The organism is Streptomyces sp. NPDC031121, assembly GCF_055570615.1.
This window is the reverse complement of the sequence record NZ_JBVIGV010000007.1, coordinates 285,410-306,767: the sequence shown is the minus strand read 5'-3', so window position 1 is coordinate 306,767 and position 21,358 is coordinate 285,410. Positions and strand designations below refer to the sequence as shown.

Here is a 21,358-nt window from a genome sequence, read left to right as displayed (position 1 = left end):
GGCTCGGCACATGTCCAATTCCGATCATGCAGAACAGCCTTGTGCCGTAGGCCCCGTGTCCGCCGACGATCTCGCGGAAGGCGTCCGGCTCGTCCTTGCGCTGCTGCGTCAGCCGGCCGCTCTGGCCGCCGACTGGAGCCGGTCGGCCGGGACGCTGGCGTGGAGCTGCTGGGAGACAGCCGAGCACCTGGCCGATGACCTCTTCGCCTATGCCGCGCAACTCGGTCCGCAATCGCCCCCGGCCGCCGCTGCCGTCCCCTTCGTGTGGCGGCAGGATGCTCCGGGCAAGCCCTTCAACGTGATCTTCGCCGAACGGGACGGCGGACCGGAGGGCCTGTTGCAGGTGCTGGAAGCGTGCGGGGCACTCCTCGTGGCGATGGTGCGGACAGCGCCACCGCAGGCGCGTGCTTTCCACGTGTTCGGGACGACGGATCCCGAGGGCTCGGCAGCCATGGGTCTGGTGGAGCTGTTCGTGCACGCCGATGACCTGGCTCTCGGCCTCGGGCTCGAGTGGGAAGCCCCCTCGGCGATCTGCGCACGGCTGCTGAAGAGGCTGTTCCCCGCCGTTCCCACCGGCTCCGACCCCTGGCCGACCCTCCTGTGGGCGACCGGCCGAGGAGAGCTGGCGGGACGAGAGCGACTCACGCAGTGGAGGTGGGACGGCACCCCGCGCTCACAGCAGGGACCGGTCCACACCTGAGTGGGACAACTGATGCGGCATGACGCCGTCACCGGACCGCTTCTCCGATGGCTGCGCGGCCTCCGCGCTGGCGGCGGGTGGCCGGACCCTCCGCGGCAGAGCCGGGTGGCGGTCCGAGGAATCCGTGCGAGTCCGACTGCTGCCTTGCGAGCAGCCCCGCCTCCTGTGACACCGGGTGTCAGCCGCCCCGGATACGGTCTGCGCATGACCACGCAGAATCCCCCTGGGCCATCGATACGCGACTTCTCGACCTGGCAGCCGGTACTGAGGCTCTTGCGGGCCGCCAAGGCGGGCAAGGGGGCCGGTGCCGGGCCCCTGCGCGTGGCGGGTCGCATCGGGCGAGGCGGTTGGAGTCTGGCCCTCCCGCACCCGGTGCCGCCGCCCGGTCGAGCCCTCCAGACCGATGACATCCAGGACGAGCTCGACGCGGTGCAGCTCGTGCAGACCGCGATGGCGGAGGCGGGTGTCGACGACGTCTCGTTCTCGGCGGAGATCGAACCGACCGGGACGGTCGTGCTTCGCCTGCTCGGACCCAGCCCGGCGGTGGAACCCGGGATCGGAAACCCTCATCCCGGCGCACTCATCCTGGTCGAAGGCTCTCTTCCCGAGCCCTGGCGCCGCCTCCCCGATCCGACGCACGAAGCGAGGCCGGCCCCCTCAGCGGACCCGCAGCTGCTGGAGCGGACGCTGCGGGAACGCCTACCCGACGCCATCGGCGCGACGGAGGAGGAGATCGCCGCCGTGGAAGCACGCCTGGGCGTCTGTCTGCCGGAGGAACTCAAGGTGCTCTACCGGGTGACCCGGGCGCGCTGGGAGGACTGGGGCGACGACTACGAGACGGCGGGCGGTGTGTTCGCAGCGGTGCGCTGCGAACTCTCCTCCGTGGACGACCTGTACGCAGCCGAAGCCTCGACCCGCTACTGCCGCTGGGAGTTCGCGGCCATGGAGGCGGTCGTCACCAGGCCCGACGCCGCGGTGCAGGGCGTCGTCGGTTCGCCCGGGTGGATCGTATTCGGCGAGAACGGCGGAGGGGACCGGCTCGCGGTCGACCTGACGCCCGGTCCGCGCGGACACACCGGGCAGATCATCCTCCTCAGTCACGAGGAGAGCGTCGGCGCCGAGTTGCTGGCCGACTCGCTCACCGACTGGGTCCTGGACCGGAGGACGCACGACCGCGGGCACCGCAGAGAGGAGCCACAGCTCGTGGCCCACGTCAACCACGTGAGCATCAAGAGCGTCCGGGAAGCCGCCCACCGCGGCCTGGAAGTCCTCTCGATCGGGGTGTGGGACGGCGCGCCGTTCAGCCTCGCCCCGGTCATCGGGCTGCCCCGCCTGCGCAGCCTCGCCGCGTACGCCGGTACGCTCGCCGACCCGCTGGAGATCGCCGAACTCGCCCACCTGGAATTCCTGGAACTGGGCCCCCGGGATTGGCGCGTCCTCCTGGATGCCGGCGCCGTCCCCCGGAGCCTGTCGGCTGCGTCCATCAGGGTCTACGGCGACCAGGACCCCCTGGCCATCGTGGACATCGCCAACGAAGTTCTGGCTCTCTGGGAGCGGCCCCAGATCATCCGGACTGTCCTGGAAGGAAACCTCGGGCCCCTTGCGTAGGCGCGAACAAGGCCGGGGTTCTCACTCCGGCATGCCGCACGCCCGGCTGGGGTGTCGGGGCGGATGCGCCTCTCGCGCACCGGTCGACCGCGGGCGGGGGCGGCTGGCGCTACTCGGCGGCCTTGGCACAGGTCACCTTCGCGAACTTCGAGGTGACGGTGTACGTGTCGTTGGGGACGCCGGTGAACTCGAAGAACCCGTCCTCGATGGTCTGGGTGGTGTTCACGACGGCGCCTGAGGAGTTCTTCAACGTGACCGTCTCAGCCACCGGGAATCCCCTGCCGGACACGCCGTAGGTCGTTCCCGGGCCCTTGGTGACGGTGCACTTGATCGCGGCCTCGTCGTCCGACACCCACTTCGGGCAGGTCGCCCTGGCCCGACGGCCGGCGGCGCTGTAGGTGTCGTTCGGCAGCCCCGTGACCTCGAAGAAGCCTCCTGTGATGGCGGTGGTCGTGCGCACCGTGGTGCCATGGGAGTTCTTCACGGTGACGCGTTCGCCGGGCCTGAACCCTTCGCCCGACACGCCGAACGTGTTGTTGGGGCCTTCCGAGAGCGAGCAGGTGGCGCCGGGTACGGCCCGTTCCGCTGCGTCGGCCGTCGTCGCAGTGACGGCGGTCCACCCGCTGAGCGCCACAGCAGCCGCGATCGCGGTGGACAGGGTCTTCCTTCGCATGAGACGTCCCTTTCTCGGCTGAAAGGCGGTCGCTTCGTTCGAAGAGGGCCTCTCCTGCGCACGTCTCCCGGTCTCGACGAGGCGTGACCTCGGCGCGAGGAAGCGGAGTGTGCTGAGGATCTGTGGAGGTCTGTGATCATCAACGCCCCCGGGGCGCCCCCATCCCCCTCCCCACTATTCCACTGGGGGGACAGGGCCGCATGCGGGTGGCGTCGGTGCAGGTCCGGCACCTGGTCTGCCCGGTCCAGGGCTGCCACCGACGACCGGCGGGCCCGGCGGACGGGGCCGGGCTCAGGCCTTCGGCACGGTGTTCACGTAGCTGGTGCCCTCACTGTAGAAGCCGTCCACCGTCTTCTGGACGTCGGCCTGCGAAACGGCCTCGTCCGCCTTGTAGTAGACCCAGTTGACCTTCGTCTCCCAGGTGCGCGCAGCTCCGGTGAAGGGCAGGTCGATGAACCAGCTGCTGAAGTGGATGTCCATCTTCTCGCGCGGCACGTACTTGCCGGAGCTGGTGAACAGCTCCTTGCCGTCGAGGGAGTAGGTGACCTTCCCGTCCACTGCGGTGATCATCAGGGTGTGCCAGCCCTCGACGCGCTGCTTGAGCGTGTGGCTGACCCGGTCCGGCGGATCGGCCTTGTACCAGCTGACGTTGTCCAGTCGCGGACCGCTCGTACCCCAGCCGCCGTTCGGCAGGTACTCGAAGTCGAGTTCGCTGTAGTTGTCCAAGGAGTCCGAGGGGGAGATCGGGAAGAAGGTCTGGACGACGTGGTCGCCGTTGCGGCCGCTCACGGGCTTGTCGCTGAAGTGGACCCGGGCGGCAAAGGTTCCCGTGAAGAGGTTGTTGCCGGTGCCCTGTATCTCGACCTGCCGGGTGCCCTGCTCCGTGCCGTCGGTGGAGGACTGCAGCTGCAGGGCCCTGCCTCCCTGGGCGGTCGCGTCGGAGGGGAACCGGACACCGGCGGCGGACCAGGTGCCCTTGATACCGGGGCCGCCGCCGCCCGTACGGACCTCCCAGCCGTGGGCGGCGAGAGCGGGGTCGTCGGGACCGCTGTAGTGGAAGTTGTCGAACAGGGTGCCCGGCGGGCCGGACGGGGTCGGCGTGGGGCGCGCGGCGGGCGCGGCGGCTTCGCCGCCGGGGCCGCCGGAGCACGCGGCGAGCAGGCACAGGAGGGCGGGCACCGTGAGCGCGGTCCGCACGCGGCGGCGATGGGTGCGGCAGGGCTGGCTCACACAGGCTCCTTGGGGCGTGTGGAGAGGCGGTAACTGGACACGCCCTCTGCGGGAGGATCAGCTGCTGATCCGATGAGGGCGCCATCCTAAGGCGCCCGGTGACACCGGATATCACCCGGCGCCGGCACCCGCCCCCGCTAACCGGTATGACCAATTCCGTTTCGATCCGGTCACGACCCCTGAATAGATCACAGCAAATCCGGACATGGGGGCCGAGTCGCCCGGGGACGGTGCACTAGCGTTCGCTCTGCGATCCCGCGGTCTACGTACCCTGCAATGAAAGGCCTCGCAAGGTGCGCCCAGCCATCACGCCCATGCAACGCGGATCGGCGTACCCCGCGGGGCCCGAAATGTTCGAGTCGGCGTACGAGGAGCCGGCACCGGCACCCGTGTTCGTCGACCAGTCCGGTCTGCGCGGCCGCCTGCTGCGGGGCTTCGGCTGGCCGGTCTCCATCGTCGGCGCGGTCCTGGCCGTCGCCATGGGCGGCAGCCTGATCGGTGTGCAGGCGGACGCCCCGGCGATGGTGGTCCCCGCCCCGCCCTCGCGCTCCCCCGCACCCTCCCCCACGCCCTCTGCGTATCAGGCCCGGTCGTCCGCGCCGTCCCCGGCGCCGTCGCCTCCGCCGGTCACGCGGTCCGCGGCGACACCGGGCACGAGGACCTCCGGCGTCCCGCCGAAGACGGCGGCCGCCCCCTCGAAATCCGCTGCCGCCCCGCCGAAACCCGCCGCCTCCGCGCCGCGCGGGGCGAAGCCCTCGGGCCAGCCCGCCAAGCAACCCTGATCCCCCGCACCACCGCCTCCTGGAGCGCCATTGTCCCGCCACCAGCGCCGCCGGCAGTCCCTGCTCAGGCCGCGCCGACTGGCCGCGCCGCCCCTGCGCTTCTTCATGCCGCTGTCCCTGCTGGCCTGCCTGCTCGCCCTCCTCGTCCTACGCGGACTCGCCACGAACGAGGCGTTCCACGACTCCAGGATCGCGGTCTCGGTCGACAAGACGACCGTGCCGGACAACCTGCTCAAGGGCGGTCCGGTCATCGACGCGCGCGGCGCGAAGAACGAGCATCCGGTGAGCTACCACATCCCCGACCGCACCGCGGTCCTGAGCTTCGACGACGGTCCCTCACCGGAGTGGACGCCGAAGATCCTCGAGGTGCTCGCGGCCCGCAACGTCCGTGCGGACTTCTTCGTGACGGGTGCGATGACCACGCGCCACCCGGAGCTGATCCGGGAGATCGTCGCAGGCGGCCACGAACTCGGGGTGCACACCTTCACCCACCCCGACCTGGTGTACCAGTCCCGCGCCCGGATCAGCTGGGAGCTGGCGCAGACGCAGCTGGCGCTGGCCGGCGTCGCGGGCGTCCACAGCGCGCTGTTCCGCCCGCCGTACTCCTCCGACGCCACCGCGATGGACGACTGGAACTACCCGGTGATCAAGTACGTGGGCGCGCGGGGCTACCTGACCGCGTTCATCGACCGCGACACCGACGACTGGAAGCGCCCCGGCGTGGACGCCATCGTCAAGGCGGCGATGCCGGCCAAGCCCGGTGCGGGTGCGCTGATCCTGCTGCACGACGCGGGTGGCGACCGCGCCCAGACGCTCGCCGCACTCGTGCAGATCATCGACACGCTGCAGGCCCAGGGCTACCGCTTCACCACCATCTCCGAGGCGCTCGGCGCCTCCAGCGCGACGGTGCCGGTGCACGGATTCCAGCTGTGGGCGGGCAAGGGGTTCATCTGGGCCACCGGGGTCGCCGTGCTCACCCTGCCGGTGCTCGTCGGGCTGCTGGCCGTCGTCGGCTTCCTCAACTTCGGACGGTTCGCGTTGATGCTCGTCCTCGCTCCGCTCCACGCCCGCCGCTCGAAGCGCCGGGACGCATGGGGGCCGCCGGTGACCGAACCGGTCACCGTGCTCGTCCCCGCCTACAACGAGCGCGAGTGCATAGCCAACACGCTCCAGTCGCTGGCCGCGAGCGACCATCCGATCGAGGTGATCGTCATCGACGACGGCTCCACGGACGGCACCGCGGACATCGTCGAGGAGATGGCCCTGCCGTTCGTCCGGTTGATCCGCCAGGTCAACGGCGGCAAGTCCAGCGCACTCAACACCGGTATCGCGGCAGCCTCGTACGACCTCATCGTGATGATGGACGGGGACACCGTCTTCGAGCCGTCCACGGTGCGCGAGCTGGTCCAGCCCTTCGGGGACCCGTCGATCGGCGCGGTCGCGGGCAACGCCAAGGTCGGCAACCGCGACAGCCTGATCGGCGCCTGGCAGCACATCGAATACGTCCTCGGCCACAACCTGGACCGCCGGATGTACGACATGCTGGGCGTCATCCCGACCATCCCGGGCGCGGTCGGCGCCTTCCGCAAGGAGGCTCTGCGACGCGTCGGCGGGATGAGCGACGACACCCTCGCCGAGGACACCGACATCACCATCGCGGTGCTCTGCGACGGCTGGCGGATCGTCTACGCCGAGCGCGCCCGGGCCTGGACCGAGGCCCCCGCCAGCCTCCAGCAGCTCTGGTCCCAGCGGTACCGCTGGAGCTACGGCAGCATGCAGGCGATGTGGAAGCACCGCGGCGCAGTGACCTCCCGCGGTCCGGCCGGCCGCTTCGGCCGGCTCGGGCTGCCGCTCATCGTGATGTTCGGCGTGGTCGCCCCGCTGCTGGCGCCCCTGGTCGACCTGTTCCTCCTGTACGGCGTGCTGTTCGGGGACGCCCCGATCACCCTCACAAGCTGGGGCGGCTTCATCCTCCTCCAGGCAGCACTGTCCTGGTACGCCTTCCGGCTCGACCGCGAGAAGCCCTGGCACCTGATCAGCCTGCCGATCCAGCAGCTGGTCTACCGGCAGCTGATGTACATCGTCCTGCTGCAGTCCGCGATCACCGCGATGACCGGTGGCCGGCTGCGCTGGCAGAAGCTCCGGCGCACCGGCGAGGTCGCCGCACCGGTGGAGGCCTGACCGTGACCGCATCCGTCGACCTCGGCCGCGCCGGGGACACCATACGGCTGAGAATCCCCACCGCCCTGCGGACCGGGCCGCAGCCGGAGCCGCAGCCGGAGCACCCGGACCCGGCGCCGTCCGCGCCCAAGGGCGCCCGGGACCGCTACTTCGACCTGCTGCGCGCGCTGGCGCTGGGCCGCGTGGTGCTCTACCACAACTTCGGCTGGTTCTGGCTGCCCCTCGTCTTCCCGTCGATGGGCGTGATGTTCGCCCTGGCCGGCTCCCTGATGGCCCGCTCGCTGAGCCGTCCCGCCCTGGGCGTGATCCGCGGCCGACTGCGCCGGCTGCTGCCGCCGATGTGGATTTTCGGCGCCGTCATGATCGCCCTCCAGATTTACGCCGGCTGGGGCCCCCGGTCCGACGGCCACCCCGCCTGGTGGTGGTCCAAGCTGGCCCTCTGGCTCCTGCCGCTGAGCACCCCTCCGTACGCGGACGAGCTGTCCGGCTTGCCGTTCGTGGAACCCACCTGGGCCGCGCAGATCACCGTCCCGCTCTGGTACCTCCGCGCCTACCTCTGGTACGTCCTGCTCTCGCCCCTGCTGCTGCGGGCACTGCGGCGCTTTCCGGTGGTGACGCTGTGCGCCCCCCTGGCGGTGGTCATCGTCATGAACGCGTTCTTCATCGACCAGGAGTTCGTCTACGGCCGGGTCTGGGAGACCGCCAACGACTTCGCCACCTTCGGGGCCTGCTGGATCCTCGGGATGGCCCACCAGGAGGGGCTGCTCAGGAAGCTGCCGCAGTACGTGCTGCCGTCCCTCGCGCCGCTGGTCATGGTGGCCGGCTTCTGGTACCTGCAGACGCGTCCCGCCGACCCGACCGTGGCGACCGACATCGAGTCCTGGCCGATCGCCCAGGCCCTGTGGTCCTTCGGCTTCGTCGCCATCCTGCTCCACGTCAGCCCGTCCTGGGACCGGTGGCCCAGGCCGCTGGACCGCTGGAACGGCCTGGTCAGCCTGCTCAACGCACGCGCCGTCAGCGTCTACCTCTGGCACCAGCTCGCCCTGGTGGCCGCCATCCCGCTGATCGACCCGCTCTGGAGCGTGCCGTTCGTCTACGCGCACTTCCAGTGGCTGCTGGCCAGCCAGTGGTTCACGCTGCTGGTCGCGGTCCCGCTGCTCGGGCTTCTCGTGCTCGCCTTCGGCTGGGTGGAGGACCTGGCCGCCAAGCGCCCGCTGCGGCTCCTGCCGTACGCGCGCCGCCCGCGGGGCAGGCGCCGGGCCGCCGGCTGACGCCGGCGCCCCCACCGGGCCCGGCCGGCACCTCGGAGCCCGGGCCCCGTCCCCACACCCTTCGCACACCGGGCAGGAGCCCCTCAGACCCCTCTATTGAAAATGAGTGTCATAATCGTATAGAAATACGGGGTGCTCACCTCACGACACGTGCTCGAGCGCCCTGCGGCCGGAGTCCGGCCCTTCGCGCTGCCCGCACTCCGGCATCCCTCCGTCTCCGCCCTCCTGGCGGACCACCGCGCCCTCCTCGCCGACCTCTTGGACGGCCTGGGCTCACCACTGCACGTCGTACTGCCCGAGATCTTCGAGGAGAACGTCTCCCGCCTCCGCGAGGCGCTCGCCGAGGCGGGTGCCGAAGCCGACATCCTGTTCGCGAAGAAGGCCAACAAGGCCGGCTGCTACGTCGAGTCGGCCGCGGCCCTCGGCATCGGCGTCGACGTCGCCAGCGCGCCCGAACTGGTCAAGGCCCTGGCCGGCGGAGTCCCCGGACACCGGATCGGAATCTCGGGCCCGGAGAAGGACGACGTGCTGCACGCCCTCGCCGTGCAGCACGGCTGCCTGGTCGCCGTCGACTCGGTCAGCGAACTCCGCCGCCTCGCGGCAACCGCGCGGCGCGCACAGCGGCAGGCCTCCGTCCTGCTGCGGTCCCGGACGACCGCCCAGCCCGCGAGCCGCTTCGGGCTGTCCCCCGCCGAGCGCGAGACCGCCGTGGGCCTGTGCGGCGGCGAACTCGCCGCCCACATCGGCCTCCGGGGGTTCTCCTTCCACCTGAACGGATACTCCCCGGCGGAACGCGCGACGGCGGCGAACGAGATGATCGGGCACTGCCTCGACGCGAGGCGGCGCGGCTCGCCCGCCGCCCGACTGGTCGACATCGGCGGCGGACTGCCGGTCCGCTACGTCGAACCGCAGCTGTGGAACGACTTCCTCCGGCAGAACGAACCGGCCCACTACCACGGGGGGAAGGACTTCCCGGACTTCTACCCGTACGGCGGCCGGCCCGCGGCCCGTGCAGTGCACGCGCTCATGTCGCACCCGGTCGACGGCGGGTGGAGCCTGGCGGCCAAGGCGGCACACCACGGGATCCGGTTCGTCGTGGAGCCGGGCCGGGCCCTGCTGGACCAGGCAGGGTTCACGATGTTCCGCGTCCAGCAGGTCGACGACCGGCGGGACACCGACGGGTACGCGATCGTCACCGTGGCGGGCAGCAGTTTCAGCCTCTCCGAGCAGTGGTTCAACAGCGACTACCTCCCGGACCCGCTGCTGCTGTCCGCTCGGCCCGGCGCCGCGGAGGTGTTCCCCGCCTGCGTCGCGGGTTCGACCTGCCTGGAGAGCGACATGCTGACCTGGCGGAAGATCGGCTTCCCGCGGCCCGTCCGGCGCGGTGACCACCTGGTCTACCTGAACACCGCCGGCTACCAGATGGACTCCAACGAATCACCGTTCCACGACGCCGCCCTGCCGTCGAAGGCGGTGGTCCGGCTCGGTGGCGAGGGTGCCCGGCCGCGCTGGCGGCTGGACGGCATCCGATGCGACCTCGAAACACCCTGAACGACAGCCGATGAAGGAGAAGCCCCGCATGTCACCCCACTACGCCCCACCCGGGCAGCTGTGGCTGCTGCCCCAGTCCCAGCAGGAAGGACTCGACCTCGACCGCCGGCAGGTGATCGCGGTCGTCGAGCAGGCCTACCGCGCGCTGCGGGAAGGCGGCTCGGACAACCCCGTCAAGACGATCATCGACGATCCCGGCCACCGCTCCCTGAGCTACTCGATGGTGGCCCGGGACGGCGGCAGCGGAACGGTCTGCTTCAAGGCCGTGTACGAGTTCGACCCGCGCCGCAGCCTCGACAGCTACCGGTTCCACTCGTTCGTCTTCCTCGTCGACGACACCACCGGGGACCCCGTCGCGCTGATGGACGTGGTGAAGCTCGGCCCGCTGCGATCCTCGGCCACCACCGCCCTGTTCGCGCGCGAGGCCTGCCCCGACGCGCGCAGCGCCCTGGTCGTCGGGACCGGCGTCCAGGGGCAGGCGGCACTGCCGATGCTGGCCGCGGCGATGCCGGGACTGGAGCGGCTGCAGGTCTTCGGCACCTACCCCGAGGGGCTGCGCGCCGTCCAGGACGGCGTCGCCGGCCGCGAGGTCGAGATCGTCGAGGACCTCCGGGAGGCCGCCGCGGAAGCGGACATCGTGGTCGGCGCCGCCGGCCTCTCCGCCACGGAAGAGGTCCGGCGGGACTGGATGAAGCCGGGCTCGGTCGCGGTACTCCTCGGGTACGGGGTGCACGCCGACGTGTGCCACCGCGCGGACTACCGCATCGCCACCGACACCGCCCAGATGCACGCCACGTGCGACGACCTGCGCGGTGCGGACGGCAGCCTGCCGCGGGTGGACGCCCAGCTGCCGGACATCCTGCTCGGCCGGGCACCGGCCCGACGCCACCCGGACGACGTGGTCTTCGCCTACAACAGCGGGATGGCGGTCACGGACGCCGCGCTCGGCCGGTACATGGCCGACCTCGCGCTGGCGGGCGGGCGCGGGGAGAAGGTCGACTTCTGGTGAGCACCACCGACACGACCACCACGACCGGGACGGCGCAGACGGGCGCCGGCTGGTGGGCCGGGAACTCGCGCGCGCTGCTCGGGCTCGCGCTCCCCCTGATCCTGACGAACTTCGCCTACGTCGCGCTGACCACCGTGGACATCGTGATGCTGGGCCGGCTCGGCGCTCTGGAGATCGCCGCGGCCGGACTGGCCATCGCGCTGTTCAACCAGCTGCGCACCACCGGGACGGGCCTGGTCACCGGAGTGGGCAACCTGGTGGCCGAGGCCCGGGTGCGGGGCGACCGGCAGCGCGTCGGCGCGCTGCTGTTCGCCGGATTCTTCTGGGCGACCGCGTGCGGGGTGGTGTTCTGCGCGGCGCTCTGGCTGATCGGCCCGTTCCTGGTCCTGCTCGGCCAGGACCCGGCGGTGGTCGACAAGGCCGGCGAGTTCCTGATGGTGCTGGCGCCGGGCATGCTGCCCTGCCTGTGGTTCCAGACCCTGCGGCACTTCACCACCGGCCTCAAGCGGCCCGGCCCGCTCCTGGCCATCACCCTGGGCTCGATCGGCGCGACCATCGGCCTGAACTTCATCCTGATTCACGGGAAGTTCGGCCTGCCCGCCTTCGGGTTCACCGGAGTCGCGATCGCCACCGTCACGGTGTTCGCGCTGTCCTTCCTCGCGTTCGTCGCGGTGGTCCTGCGCGACAGCTCCCTGCGCCCGTACGTCGCCTCGCCCGACGCGTGGCGATGGAACGGCGACGCGGTGCGCTCCGTCTGGCGCCTCGGCCTGCCGGTCTCGGGTACGTACGCCTCCGAGGCCGGGTTCTTCAGCGTGCTCACCCTCGTCATCGGCACCCTCGGCGTCGACGCCCTGGCCGCGCAGACGGTGCTGAACCAGATCGTCTACATCGTGTTCATGGTCTCCGCCGGGCTGTCGCACGCGGCGTCCATCCACATCAGCGAGGCCGGCGGCCGCGGCGACTACACGGCGGCGCGCCGCATGGGGCTGCTCGGCACGGCATGGGGTGTGATCGCGACGCTGGCGGTCGCCGTCGCGTACCTGGTGGTCCCCCGGCCGATCGTGTCCCTGTTCATCTCGGCCGAGCACGCCGGCAACGCGGACATCGTCGCCCTGACCGTGACCGGACTGCTGATCGCCGCGCTCATGCAGGTCTTCGACGCCGTGCAGAACATCGGCAACGGCATCCTGCGCGGCATCGGCGACACCGCCGGTCCCTTCCGGATCTCCCTCGTCGGGTACTGGCTGATCGGGCTGCCCGCGGGCTACCTGCTCGGGGTGGCTGCCGACTGGGGCGTCCAGGGCGTCTGGATCGGCCAGACCGTCGGTCTCGCGGCCACCGCCGCCATCCTCATCGCCGCCTTCCTGCGCCGCGTCGGCCGGCTCCAGCGCGCCGCGTCCGGCGCACCCGTCACGAAACCGGAGTCCTCGTGAACCACGCCCCCGCTCCAGCCGCATCGGCCTCCCTGATACGCAGGGAAGTGGCGGGCCTGCCCCGCTACGATCCGGGCGCCGACCCGGACGAGGTGGCCGCCCTCAGCGGCTCCCGCCGCGTCATCAAACTGTCCAACAACGAGAACCCGTTCGGCGTCTCGCCGGCGGTCGCCGAAGCAGTGCGGCTGGGCCTGGCCGACGGCGTCTCCCGCTACCCCGACCCCACCGGCAGACGCCTCGCCGAGGCCATCGGGACGAGCCTGGACGTGCCTGCCGGGCGCGTCGTGCTCGGCAACGGCTCGGAGAACATCCTGGAGCTGCTCTGCCAGGCCGTACTCGACCCCGGTGACCTGGTGGTCACCCAGGCGCCCGGGTTCAGCCTGCACGAGACCTTCCCCCGCGTCATGGGTGCCCGGGTCGAGAAGGTGCCGGTCACCGCGGAGTTCGGGTTCGACGCGGAGGCCTGGAGCAGCGCGCTGGCGGGCGGCCCGAAGCTCGTCTTCCTCGCCAACCCGTGCAACCCCACCGGCGCCGTGCTGAGCGCCGGCCAGCTGGAGCACGTCCTGGCCGCCACCCCTGAATCGGCCCTGCTGGTGCTCGACGAAGCGTACGGCGAGTTCGCCCGCCCCGACCCCGGGTACCCGGACGGGCTGGAGGCCCTGCGCGGCCGGAACCGGCCGTGGATCGTGCTGCGCACCTTCTCCAAGGCCTACGGCCTGGCGGGCGTCCGCGTCGGGTACGGCATCGCCTCCGACCCGGCGCTGGTGCAGGCCCTGGACCGGGTGCGCACCCCGTACAACGTGAACCGTCCGGCCCAGGAGGCCGCGATCGCCGCGCTGGGCGACCGCGCGCACCTGGCGGATACGGTCCGCCGCACCGCCCTGGAGATCGCCAGGGTCACCGACCGGTTGGGCGAGGCGGGACTGCGTGTGGTGCCGTCCTCGACCAACTTCCTGTTCATCGACACCGGTCGGCCCGCCGACCGGGTCGCCCGGGAGCTCCACCGCGCCGGAATCATCGTCAAGGCGTGGCGCGAACCCGGATACGAGACCTACATCCGAGCCTCACTGTCGACCCCCGGGGACAACGACGTCTTCGTGCGGTGTCTGACCCGGATCTGCGCGAAGGACAAGCCGTGATCACGAGCAGGATCTCCGACCTGGTAGGGCGGACGCCGCTGCTGAAGCTGCCCGTCGCGGAAGGCGGGGCGACCGTCCTGCTGAAGCTGGAGCAGTTCAACCCCACCGGAACCGCCAAGATCCGGATGGCCAGGAACATGGTCGACGAGGCGGAGGAGGCCGGGCTCCTCGCTCCCGGCGGGTGGCTGGTGGAGTCCACCTCCGGCAACACCGGTCTCGGGCTGGCGCTCATCGCCGCCGAACGCGGGTACAAGTTCACCGCCGTGGTCGACAACCACTCCAGCCCGGACAAGCTGCGGGGCATGGCGGCCTACGGCGCCGACATCCTCAACGTCGCCGGGGACGAGGAAGGGCTCGCCACCGCCGAACGCGACACCACGGCAGAGCGGCTGGCCGCCGAGCACGGGGCGTACTGGACCGCCCAGCACCGCAACGAGGGCAACCCCAACGGCTACCGGCCGCTCGCCCGCGAACTCCACGACGACCTGGGCGACGGCATCGACTACCTGTACGGGGCCGTCGGCACCGGCGGTTCGCTCTGCGGCACCGGCCGCTTCCTCCGCGAGCGCATCCCGGATCTGAAGGTCGTCGGCGTCGAGCCGGTCGGCTCCGTCGTCTTCGGCGGCCGGGGCGCGCCGTACCACCAGTCCGGGACGGGTACGCCGGCGGGCTCGGAGATCGGCTGTGTCGTCGACTACGGGGTCTTCGACGAGGGGATCAAGGTCAGCGACGCGGAAGCCTTCGAGACCTGCCGGTACCTGGCCCGGAACTTCGGTGTGCTGGTCGGGGGTTCGGCGGGCGGCGTGGTGTACAAGGCCCTGGAGCGGGCGCAGTCCGCGCCGCCCGGCACCACCATCGTCGTGCTGGTCTGCGACGGCGGCGACAAGTACCTGGACACCGTCTTCAACGACGACTGGATGGCGGCCAACGGCCTGTTCGACGAGCAGGTCGTCCGCCGGCTGGCCGCGATGCTGCGATAACGCCCCACCCTGCCCGACCGGCCGGCCGGAGAGGCCCGGCGGATCCGGTCGGTCCCGCCGATGTGCGGTACGCGGCGCTCTGCGACCGCCGGCGCGCGGCGCCGCCCCCTCTGCGACGTGTCCGTCGGACCGTCAGCCCGGACTGCCGGGCCCGTTCTGCCCCCGCCAACGAACTGGTACCTTCCTGTCAATGAAAACGAAAACGATAACCACTACAGCTACGGCCCTGATGGTCCTCGCGGTCGCGGGATGCACCGCGGAGCCGGCGTCCGACGACGGCAAGGGCGCCGCGGCGGCGCAATCGCGTACGGCGACGGCCTACCCGTTCACCCTGAAGAACTGCGGCACCGACGTGACCTACAAGGCCGCGCCGAAGAAGGTCGTCACCCTCAACCAGACCGCCGCGGAGATCCTCATCCACCTCGGCGTGGGCGACCGGATCGCCGGGTCGGGCTACGAGATCGAGAAGCCGCCGGCCGCGATCGCGGAGCAGTACGGGAAGATCCCCCAACTGTCCGCACCCGGGCAGGAGATCAAGCACGAGAAGCTGCTGGAAGCGCAGCCGGACTTCGTCTACGGCTCCTTCGCCAGCATGTTCACCGCCGAGCAGTCCGGCGACCGCAAGCACCTCCACGGCCTGGGCGTGCCGACCTACCTGACCGAGTTCGACTGCTCGTCCCACGAGACCGTGGCGGGCGCCGACTTCGACATGCTGTGGGAGGAGTACCGCCGGCTGGGCAGGATCATGAACGTGCCCGCCGCCGGGGAGAAGCTGGCGGCCGAGCAGCAGGCCGTCGTGCAGAAGGCGCTGGGCGCCGTGAAGAAGCGGGACACTCCGCTGAAGGTGATGTGGTTCTACTCCACGTACGAGGGCACTCCGTGGGCCGCGGGCCCGGGTGGTCTGCCGCAGCACATCTCGGAGCTCGTCGGGGTCGAGAACGTCTTCGCCGACGCGAAGTCCAAGTGGGCCGAGGTGAGTTGGGACGAGGTCGCCGCCCGCAATCCCGACGTGATCATCCTGGCCGACATGACGCGGGGCGAACCCAACGACACCGCCAAGGAGAAGATCGACCTCCTCAAGAAGGACCCCCTCACCAGCAAGCTCGCCGCGGTCAGGGGCGACCGGTTCATCTCCGTCCCGGGCTCCCACATGGACCCCGGCTACGGCAGCGCCTCCGTGGTGCCCGCGCTGGTCGACGGCCTGAACAGGCTCGGGTGACCGGCCGCCGCCATGACAACGAGTCCACACAAGACCGCCGCGCCCACCGGAACCGTGCCCACCGGCCGTGAGACCGTTCCGGTGCGCCGGCGGCGCGCCTCGACGGCGGTCCTCTTCACCCTGGCCGGCGCGGCGCTGCTGGTGTCGGTCGTCGCCTCCTCGCTGCTGGGCAGCGCGAACGTCCGGCCCCTGGACGTCGTCTCCACGGTCCTGCGGCACATCGGCCTGGGCGCCATCGCCCCCACCCCGCCCCTCCCCGGGCTGCTGGACGCCCTGGTCTGGGAGTCGCGCTTCCCGCGTGTGCTGCTGGCCGCGGCGGTGGGCATGGCCCTGGCGGTCTCGGGAGCGGTCCTGCAGGCCGTGACCAGGAATCCCCTGGCCGACCCCTACCTGCTGGGGGTCTCCTCCGGCGCCTCCACCGGCGCGGTCACCGTACTCCTGCTGGGCATCGGAGGCAGCGTCTCCCTCTCCACCGGCGCCTTCGCGGGGGGCCTGGTCTCCTTCGGCCTGCTCCTGCTGCTCCTGGGCGGGGGGCGCGTCACCAGTCCTTCCCGCGTGGTGCTGACCGGCGTACTCGTGTCGCAGTTCTTCGCCGCGGTCACCTCGGTCATCCTCATGGTCAGCGGGGACGCGAACTCCACCCGGGGCTTCACCTACTGGCTGCTCGGCACCCTCGGCGGCGCCCGGTGGGAAGGGGTGACCGTCACCGTGGTGGTCATCCTGGCCGGGGTGGCTGCCGTCCAGCTCTTCGCACCCGCTCTCGACGCCTTCACCTTCGGCTGGGACTCCGCGGCCGCCCTGGGCGTCAACGTCACCGCGGCCCGCGTCTGGCTGATGGTGCTGACGTCCGTCATCACCGCGGCCGCCGTCGCCGCCTCCGGTGCGATCGGCTTCATCGGACTGCTCGTCCCGCATGCCGTCCGCACCCTGGCCGGCCCGACACACCGCACCCTGCTCCCCCTGTCCGCGATCACCGGTGCCGTCTTCCTCATCTGGGTGGACGCATTCGCCCGGACCGCGTTCTCCCCGCACGAACTGCCCGCCGGCGTCATCACCGCGCTCCTCGGCGCGCCCGCCTTCGCGCTGATCCTCAAGCGTCTGGAGTCTTGATGGGCACCATCACCGCCAGCCGGCTCTCCTGGTCGGTCAAGGGCCACCAGCTGCTGGACGGCATCGACATGGCCGCAGACGACGGCAGGACCGTCGGCCTCCTCGGCGCCAACGGCTCGGGCAAGTCGACGCTGCTCCGCCTGCTCGCCGGGCTGCGCCGCCCCGACAGCGGGACCGTCGGCTACGACGGCACCGGCCTGGGCGACCTGCACCGCCGGGTGCTGGCCCGACGGCTCGCCGTCGTCGAACAGGACGCGTCCGCCCACCACCACGTCACCGTCCGCCAGGTCGTGGACCTGGGCCGCACACCCTTCCGCGGCCGCTTCGACGCCCTGACCGGGCACGACCGGCGGATCGTCGACGCGGCGCTGGAGCGCACCGACCTCACCGGCAAACAGCACCACAGCTGGCACACCCTCTCCGGAGGGGAGAAGCAGCGCACCCAACTCGCCCGCGCCCTCGCACAGCAGCCCCGGGAGATCCTCCTCGACGAACCCACCAACCACCTCGACATACGCCACCAGCTCGAACTCCTGGAGCTGCTGACCACCCTGGACGTCACCTGCGTCGTCGCCCTGCACGACCTCAACCTCGCGGCCCGCTACTGCGAGCACGTCGTCGTCCTAGACCGGGGACGGGTCGCCGCCGCGGGCACCCCTGAGGCCGTGCTGACGCCGGAGCTGATCCGGTCGGTCTACGGAGTCGACGTGCTCGTCGACCGCGAACACACCACCGGCGCCCTCCGCATCACCTACCTGGGCGCTGCGGCCCCGCGGACCCGTGCCCGGCGGGGCCGAACCGGCGCCGGCCGCGACGGCTTCGACCCCGCCACCCCCGTTTGATAATGGCATTCGTTTTCATATAGGCTCTCGCCGCAACAACCGAACCGAGGAGTTCCCCATGGCCGTCCCCAAGCGGAAGATGTCCCGCAGCAACACCCGGCACCGCCGCGCCCAGTGGAAGGCGACCACGCCCCAGCTGGTACCCGTCACCGTCGACGGCATCGTCCACCACGTTCCGCAGCGCCTGGTGAAGGCGTACGAGCGCGGCCTCATCCACCCCGGGGGCTGACAACCCATGACCCCCACCGGCCGCCTGCCCGTGACCGTGCTCTCCGGGTTCCTCGGGGCGGGCAAGACCACGCTGCTCAACCATGTCCTCGGCAACCGCGAGGGGCTGCGGGTCGCCGTCATCGTCAACGACATGAGCGAGGTCAACATCGACGCCGCACTCGTCCGCGGCGGCGCGGCCGCGCTCTCGCGCACCGAGGAGCGGCTGGTCGAGATGACCAACGGCTGCATCTGCTGCACCCTGCGCGACGACCTGCTGGAGGAGGTCGACCGGCTCGCCCGCGAGGGGCGCTTCGACTACCTCCTCATCGAGTCCAGCGGCATCTCCGAGCCCATGCCCGTCGCCGCCACGTTCTCCTTCCCGCGTGACGACGGCGCCGCCCTCGGCGACCTCGCCCGCCTCGACACCATGGTCACGGTCGTGGACGCCGCGAACTTCCTGGCGGAGCTGGGCGGCGGCGACGAACTCGCCGCCCGGGGCCTGGACCAGTACGAGGACGACGAGCGCACGGTCAGCGACCTCCTCATCGACCAGGTCGAGTTCGCCGACGTCATCGTCCTCAACAAGCTCGACCTGGTCGGGCCCGGGGAGGCGCGCCGGCTCCGCGCGACGCTCTCCCGGCTCAATCCCGAGGCGCACATCGTGCCCGCCGTACGCGGACGGGTTCCGCTCGAACGCGTCCTGGGCACGGCGCTGTTCGACGTCGAGAAGGCGCAGCAGGCCCCGGGCTGGGTGAAGGAGCTCAACGGCGACCACGTGCCGGAGACGGAGGAGTACGGCATCTCCTCGCTCGTGTTCCGCTCCGACCTGCCCTTCCATCCCGGACGGCTGTGGGCCTTCGTCACCGAGGGGCTCGACAGCGGCGCCTACGGGCGGGTGCTGCGCTCCAAGGGGTTCTTCTGGCTCGCCAGCCGCCCCCGGGTCACCGGACTGTGGTCTCAGGCCGGCTCCGTCGCCCGGTTCGAACCGTCCGGCGCCCGCGGCCCGGAGACCGCGCAGGGCCAGGAGCTGGTCTTCATCGGCACCGGCCTGCGCGCCGAAGCCCTCCGCGGCGCCCTGGACGCCTGCCTTCTGATGCCGGGCGAGACCGCACCCGCGGACGACGGCTTCCCCGCCTGGGAGACGTACGGCATCGACGACGCCTGCGCACACGAACTCGCAGTCTGACGCGAGCGAGCCCGCACACTCCGGGCCGGACGGTGGTCGCAGCCACGGCACCGTCCGGCCCGGGTCCGTTCCCGAGAAGTCCCGTCCCCGGCTGTCCCGGCCGGGTGCTACGCCTCCCGGCGCGCCGTGACCAGCCCGGTCTCGTACGCGGCGATGACCGCCTGGGCCCGGTCGCGCACCCGCAGCTTGGCGAAGAGGGCGGTGATGTGGTTCTTCACGGTGGAGGCGCTCAGGCCGAGCCGATCGGCTATCTCCGCGTTGTCCGAGCCTCCGGCGATCAGCCGCCACACGTCCCGCTCGCGCGGCGTGAGCCCCTCGGCGGCGGAGGGCACCGCGGGCGCCTCCCGGCGGTCCGGTGCCGTGACGTGCGTGGAGATGAGCCGGGTCAGGAGCCTCGGGGCGAGGATCGCCTCGCCGTCGCGGACCACGCGCAGGGCGGCGACGAGGTCTTCCGGCGAGATGTCCTTGGGCAGGAAGCCGCACGCGCCGGCCCTCAGGGCGCCCACGACGTGTTCGTCCATGTCGAAGGTGCTCAGGGCCAGGACCCGGCAGTCGGGCAGTTCGGCGGTGAGCCGCTCGGTGGCCGCGATGCCGTCGAGGACCGGCATGCGGATGTCCATGACGACCACGTCGGGCCGGTGCTCGTGGGCGAGGCGGACCGCCTCGGCACCGTCCGCGGCCTCGGCGACGACCTGGAAGCCGGGTTCGGGGGCGAGCATCAGGGCGAGGCCGCGGCGGACGAGCGGCTGGTCGTCGGCGATGAGGACCTTCACGGTCGCGCTCACGCGTAGGCCTCCTGCCGGTCGGCGGGCAGGGGCAGCCGGGCGCGTACGGCGAACCCCCCGCCCTCCGGCCCGGCCCGCAGGGCGCCGCCGTGGAGGGCGACGCGTTCCCGCATCCCCATGAGGCCGTAGCCGGAGCCGCGTGCGGCGGGACGGCCGGGGCGCGGGCCGTCGTCGGTGACGGTGACCCGCACCTCGTGGTCGGCGAAGGCGAGCCGCACGTCGACGTGTGCGCCGTCGCCCGCGTGCTTGCGGGCGTTGGTGAGGGCTTCCTGGACGATGCGGAAGACGGTGAGCGAGATGCCCGGCGGGAGCGACCGCGGGTCGCCGTCGGTGGTGAGGGTGGTGGGGAGGCCCGCGCGGCGGCTGTCGGCGACGATGCGGTCGAGGTCGCCGATACCGGGCTGCGGCGCGGTCGTCTCGCCCTCGTCGTTCTCGTCGCCGGCGCGGAGGACGTCGAGCAGGTGGCGCATCTCGCGCAGGGCGGTGCGGCCGGATCCCTCCAGGGTGACGAGTGCCTCCCGGGCCGTCTCCGGGGACCGGTCGAGGTTGGCGCGGGCGCCTCCGGCGAGCAGCTGCATCGTGGTGAGGTGGTGGGCGACGATGTCGTGCAGTTCCCGGGCGATGCGGCGCCGTTCGTCGGAGACGGCCCGCTCGGCGAGCAGCCGCCGCTGGGCCTGGGCGTTGCGCTGCCAGCGGCCGACCACGGCCGCGGCGCCGGCGACGAACAGCGCGGAGGCGGCGTTGGGGACGAACTCCACCAGGGAGGGTGCGGGCACTCCCGGGTGGACGAAGTGGAGGACGGCGACGCAGCCGGCGGCTGCCGCGGCGCCGACCGCGGCACGGTGGTGGCGCAGGGCGGTGTAGAGGGCGACGACGGTGGCGGCCCCGTAGTGCTGGCCCACGGAACTGGACCAGGTGAGCGCGACGTTCCCGGCGAGGACGCACGCGAGGACGCACAGGGGTGCCCGGCGGCGCGCCAGCAGGAACAGCGAGGCGGCGACCACGACCAGGCATCCGGTCACCGGTACGTGTCCCCGGTCCATCTGGCTGGTGACGGTGAAGCCCACGAGGTCGACGGCCGCGGCGCCGACGGCGACGAGGCCGTCGGGCCGGGTCCACAGCCATGTCCTTCCGCCCCGGCCCCCGGTCCCTGCGCCGCCGGGGAGCGTCCCGGCCATGGCGTCCGGAAGCCCGGCGCCGGACGCGCCCGCCCTGCCCTGTGCCCGGCCGGGGCGCGTTTCGTCCGCGCGCCGTCCCATCTCCGCCTCCCCGTTCGCGTCCGCGCTGTCGCCGGGGCCGCCGTCTGCTGCCCCGCGACCTGCGGTTCGTCCGCCAGTCTCCCATGGTGCCGGTGCGGCGGGGCCGTGGCGTCGGGACCGGGAGGGAGCCGCGGCTGGGAGCAGGCTCCCAACGGGCGGACGGTGCGGGCCCGTGCTCCCAGCGGGTTTC

General features: G+C 71.8%; 19 protein-coding genes. 14 read left to right on the top strand and 5 right to left on the bottom strand.

Annotated features, from left to right (window positions below; translation table 11 throughout):
• Positions 1-10 precede the first annotated feature (10 nt).
• Positions 11-700, top strand: coding sequence for a hypothetical protein (locus ACZ462_RS15620; protein WP_467809666.1), 690 nt, complete (start codon positions 11-13; stop codon positions 698-700).
• Positions 701-904: 204 nt separating this feature from the next.
• Positions 905-2,308: an SMI1/KNR4 family protein gene (locus ACZ462_RS15615; protein ID WP_467809668.1), complete on the top strand. Its 1,404-nt coding sequence runs from the start codon at positions 905-907 to the stop codon at positions 2,306-2,308.
• A gap of 109 nt (positions 2,309-2,417) precedes the next feature.
• Here ACZ462_RS15615 and ACZ462_RS15610 read toward each other — a convergent pair whose 3' ends face one another.
• From ACZ462_RS15610 to ACZ462_RS15600, 3 genes are all read right to left on the bottom strand, one after another.
• On the bottom strand, positions 2,418-2,981 hold the full coding sequence (locus ACZ462_RS15610) for a hypothetical protein (protein ID WP_467809669.1): 564 nt from the start codon (positions 2,979-2,981) through the stop codon (positions 2,418-2,420).
• A 291-nt stretch (positions 2,982-3,272) separates the two neighbouring features.
• Complete coding sequence (locus tag ACZ462_RS15605; protein ID WP_467809670.1) at positions 3,273-4,211, bottom strand: glycoside hydrolase family 16 protein; 939 nt, start codon at positions 4,209-4,211, stop codon at positions 3,273-3,275.
• Between the two features lie 580 nt (positions 4,212-4,791).
• Complete coding sequence (locus ACZ462_RS15600) at positions 4,792-4,983, bottom strand: hypothetical protein (protein WP_467809671.1); 192 nt, start codon at positions 4,981-4,983, stop codon at positions 4,792-4,794.
• A 103-nt stretch (positions 4,984-5,086) separates the two neighbouring features.
• Here ACZ462_RS15600 and ACZ462_RS15595 point away from each other — a divergent pair, with 103 nt between their 5' ends.
• The 12 genes from ACZ462_RS15595 to ACZ462_RS15540 all read left to right on the top strand — a co-directional run bounded on the left by ACZ462_RS15595 (position 5,087) and on the right by ACZ462_RS15540 (position 19,124).
• The gene (locus ACZ462_RS15595; protein WP_467809672.1) at positions 5,087-7,174 is read left to right on the top strand and encodes a bifunctional polysaccharide deacetylase/glycosyltransferase family 2 protein; all 2,088 of its coding nucleotides are present in this window, start codon (positions 5,087-5,089) and stop codon (positions 7,172-7,174) included.
• 2 nt (positions 7,175-7,176) lie between these two features.
• Positions 7,177-8,445, top strand: coding sequence for an acyltransferase family protein (locus ACZ462_RS15590; protein WP_468252196.1), 1,269 nt, complete (start codon positions 7,177-7,179; stop codon positions 8,443-8,445).
• A gap of 132 nt (positions 8,446-8,577) precedes the next feature.
• Positions 8,578-9,996 (top strand): alanine racemase, encoded by a 1,419-nt coding sequence (locus ACZ462_RS15585; RefSeq protein WP_467809817.1) that lies wholly within the window; start codon positions 8,578-8,580, stop codon positions 9,994-9,996.
• Between the two features lie 28 nt (positions 9,997-10,024).
• Complete coding sequence (locus tag ACZ462_RS15580; RefSeq protein ID WP_467809816.1) at positions 10,025-11,005, top strand: ornithine cyclodeaminase; 981 nt, start codon at positions 10,025-10,027, stop codon at positions 11,003-11,005.
• Positions 11,002-12,438, top strand: coding sequence for an MATE family efflux transporter (locus tag ACZ462_RS15575; protein ID WP_467809815.1), 1,437 nt, complete (start codon positions 11,002-11,004; stop codon positions 12,436-12,438). Before ACZ462_RS15580 ends, ACZ462_RS15575 begins: the two co-directional genes overlap by 4 nt.
• 47 nt (positions 12,439-12,485) lie before the next feature.
• Positions 12,486-13,577: a histidinol-phosphate transaminase gene (gene hisC / locus ACZ462_RS15570; protein ID WP_467809814.1), complete on the top strand. Its 1,092-nt coding sequence runs from the start codon at positions 12,486-12,488 to the stop codon at positions 13,575-13,577.
• Positions 13,574-14,557, top strand: a complete 984-nt coding sequence (locus tag ACZ462_RS15565; RefSeq protein ID WP_467809813.1) for a PLP-dependent cysteine synthase family protein — start codon at positions 13,574-13,576, stop codon at positions 14,555-14,557. Before hisC ends, ACZ462_RS15565 begins: the two co-directional genes overlap by 4 nt.
• Positions 14,558-14,786: 229 nt before the next feature.
• On the top strand, positions 14,787-15,776 hold the full coding sequence (locus tag ACZ462_RS15560) for an ABC transporter substrate-binding protein (protein ID WP_467882823.1): 990 nt from the start codon (positions 14,787-14,789) through the stop codon (positions 15,774-15,776).
• Positions 15,777-15,857: 81 nt separating this feature from the next.
• Positions 15,858-16,886 (top strand): FecCD family ABC transporter permease, encoded by a 1,029-nt coding sequence (locus tag ACZ462_RS15555; RefSeq protein WP_467809819.1) that lies wholly within the window; start codon positions 15,858-15,860, stop codon positions 16,884-16,886.
• Positions 16,886-17,728: an ABC transporter ATP-binding protein gene (locus ACZ462_RS15550; protein WP_467809811.1), complete on the top strand. Its 843-nt coding sequence runs from the start codon at positions 16,886-16,888 to the stop codon at positions 17,726-17,728. The genes ACZ462_RS15555 and ACZ462_RS15550 overlap by 1 nt, the downstream gene beginning before the upstream one ends.
• Before the next feature lie 58 nt (positions 17,729-17,786).
• Positions 17,787-17,957, top strand: coding sequence for a 50S ribosomal protein L32 (gene rpmF / locus ACZ462_RS15545; protein WP_467809810.1), 171 nt, complete (start codon positions 17,787-17,789; stop codon positions 17,955-17,957).
• 6 nt (positions 17,958-17,963) lie between these two features.
• Positions 17,964-19,124, top strand: coding sequence for a GTP-binding protein (locus tag ACZ462_RS15540; RefSeq protein ID WP_467809809.1), 1,161 nt, complete (start codon positions 17,964-17,966; stop codon positions 19,122-19,124).
• Between the two features lie 107 nt (positions 19,125-19,231).
• Here the strand turns inward: ACZ462_RS15540 and ACZ462_RS15535 are convergent, their stop codons facing one another.
• Complete coding sequence (locus tag ACZ462_RS15535; RefSeq protein ID WP_467809808.1) at positions 19,232-19,909, bottom strand: response regulator; 678 nt, start codon at positions 19,907-19,909, stop codon at positions 19,232-19,234.
• Positions 19,906-21,168, bottom strand: coding sequence for a sensor histidine kinase (locus tag ACZ462_RS15530; protein ID WP_467809807.1), 1,263 nt, complete (start codon positions 21,166-21,168; stop codon positions 19,906-19,908). The genes ACZ462_RS15535 and ACZ462_RS15530 overlap by 4 nt, the downstream gene beginning before the upstream one ends.
• Positions 21,169-21,358 lie beyond the last annotated feature (190 nt).

Coding starts and splice junctions, on each gene's coding strand:
- ACZ462_RS15620 (WP_467809666.1), top strand. CDS start 11: ATGTCCAATTCCGATCATGCAGAACAGCCTTGTGCCGTAGGCCCCGTG.
- ACZ462_RS15615 (WP_467809668.1), top strand. CDS start 905: ATGACCACGCAGAATCCCCCTGGGCCATCGATACGCGACTTCTCGACC.
- ACZ462_RS15610 (WP_467809669.1), bottom strand. CDS start 2,981: ATGCGAAGGAAGACCCTGTCCACCGCGATCGCGGCTGCTGTGGCGCTC.
- ACZ462_RS15580 (WP_467809816.1), top strand. CDS start 10,025: ATGTCACCCCACTACGCCCCACCCGGGCAGCTGTGGCTGCTGCCCCAG.
- ACZ462_RS15560 (WP_467882823.1), top strand. CDS start 14,787: ATGGTCCTCGCGGTCGCGGGATGCACCGCGGAGCCGGCGTCCGACGAC.
- ACZ462_RS15550 (WP_467809811.1), top strand. CDS start 16,886: ATGGGCACCATCACCGCCAGCCGGCTCTCCTGGTCGGTCAAGGGCCAC.
- rpmF (WP_467809810.1), top strand. CDS start 17,787: ATGGCCGTCCCCAAGCGGAAGATGTCCCGCAGCAACACCCGGCACCGC.
- ACZ462_RS15540 (WP_467809809.1), top strand. CDS start 17,964: ATGACCCCCACCGGCCGCCTGCCCGTGACCGTGCTCTCCGGGTTCCTC.
- ACZ462_RS15530 (WP_467809807.1), bottom strand. CDS start 21,168: ATGGGACGGCGCGCGGACGAAACGCGCCCCGGCCGGGCACAGGGCAGG.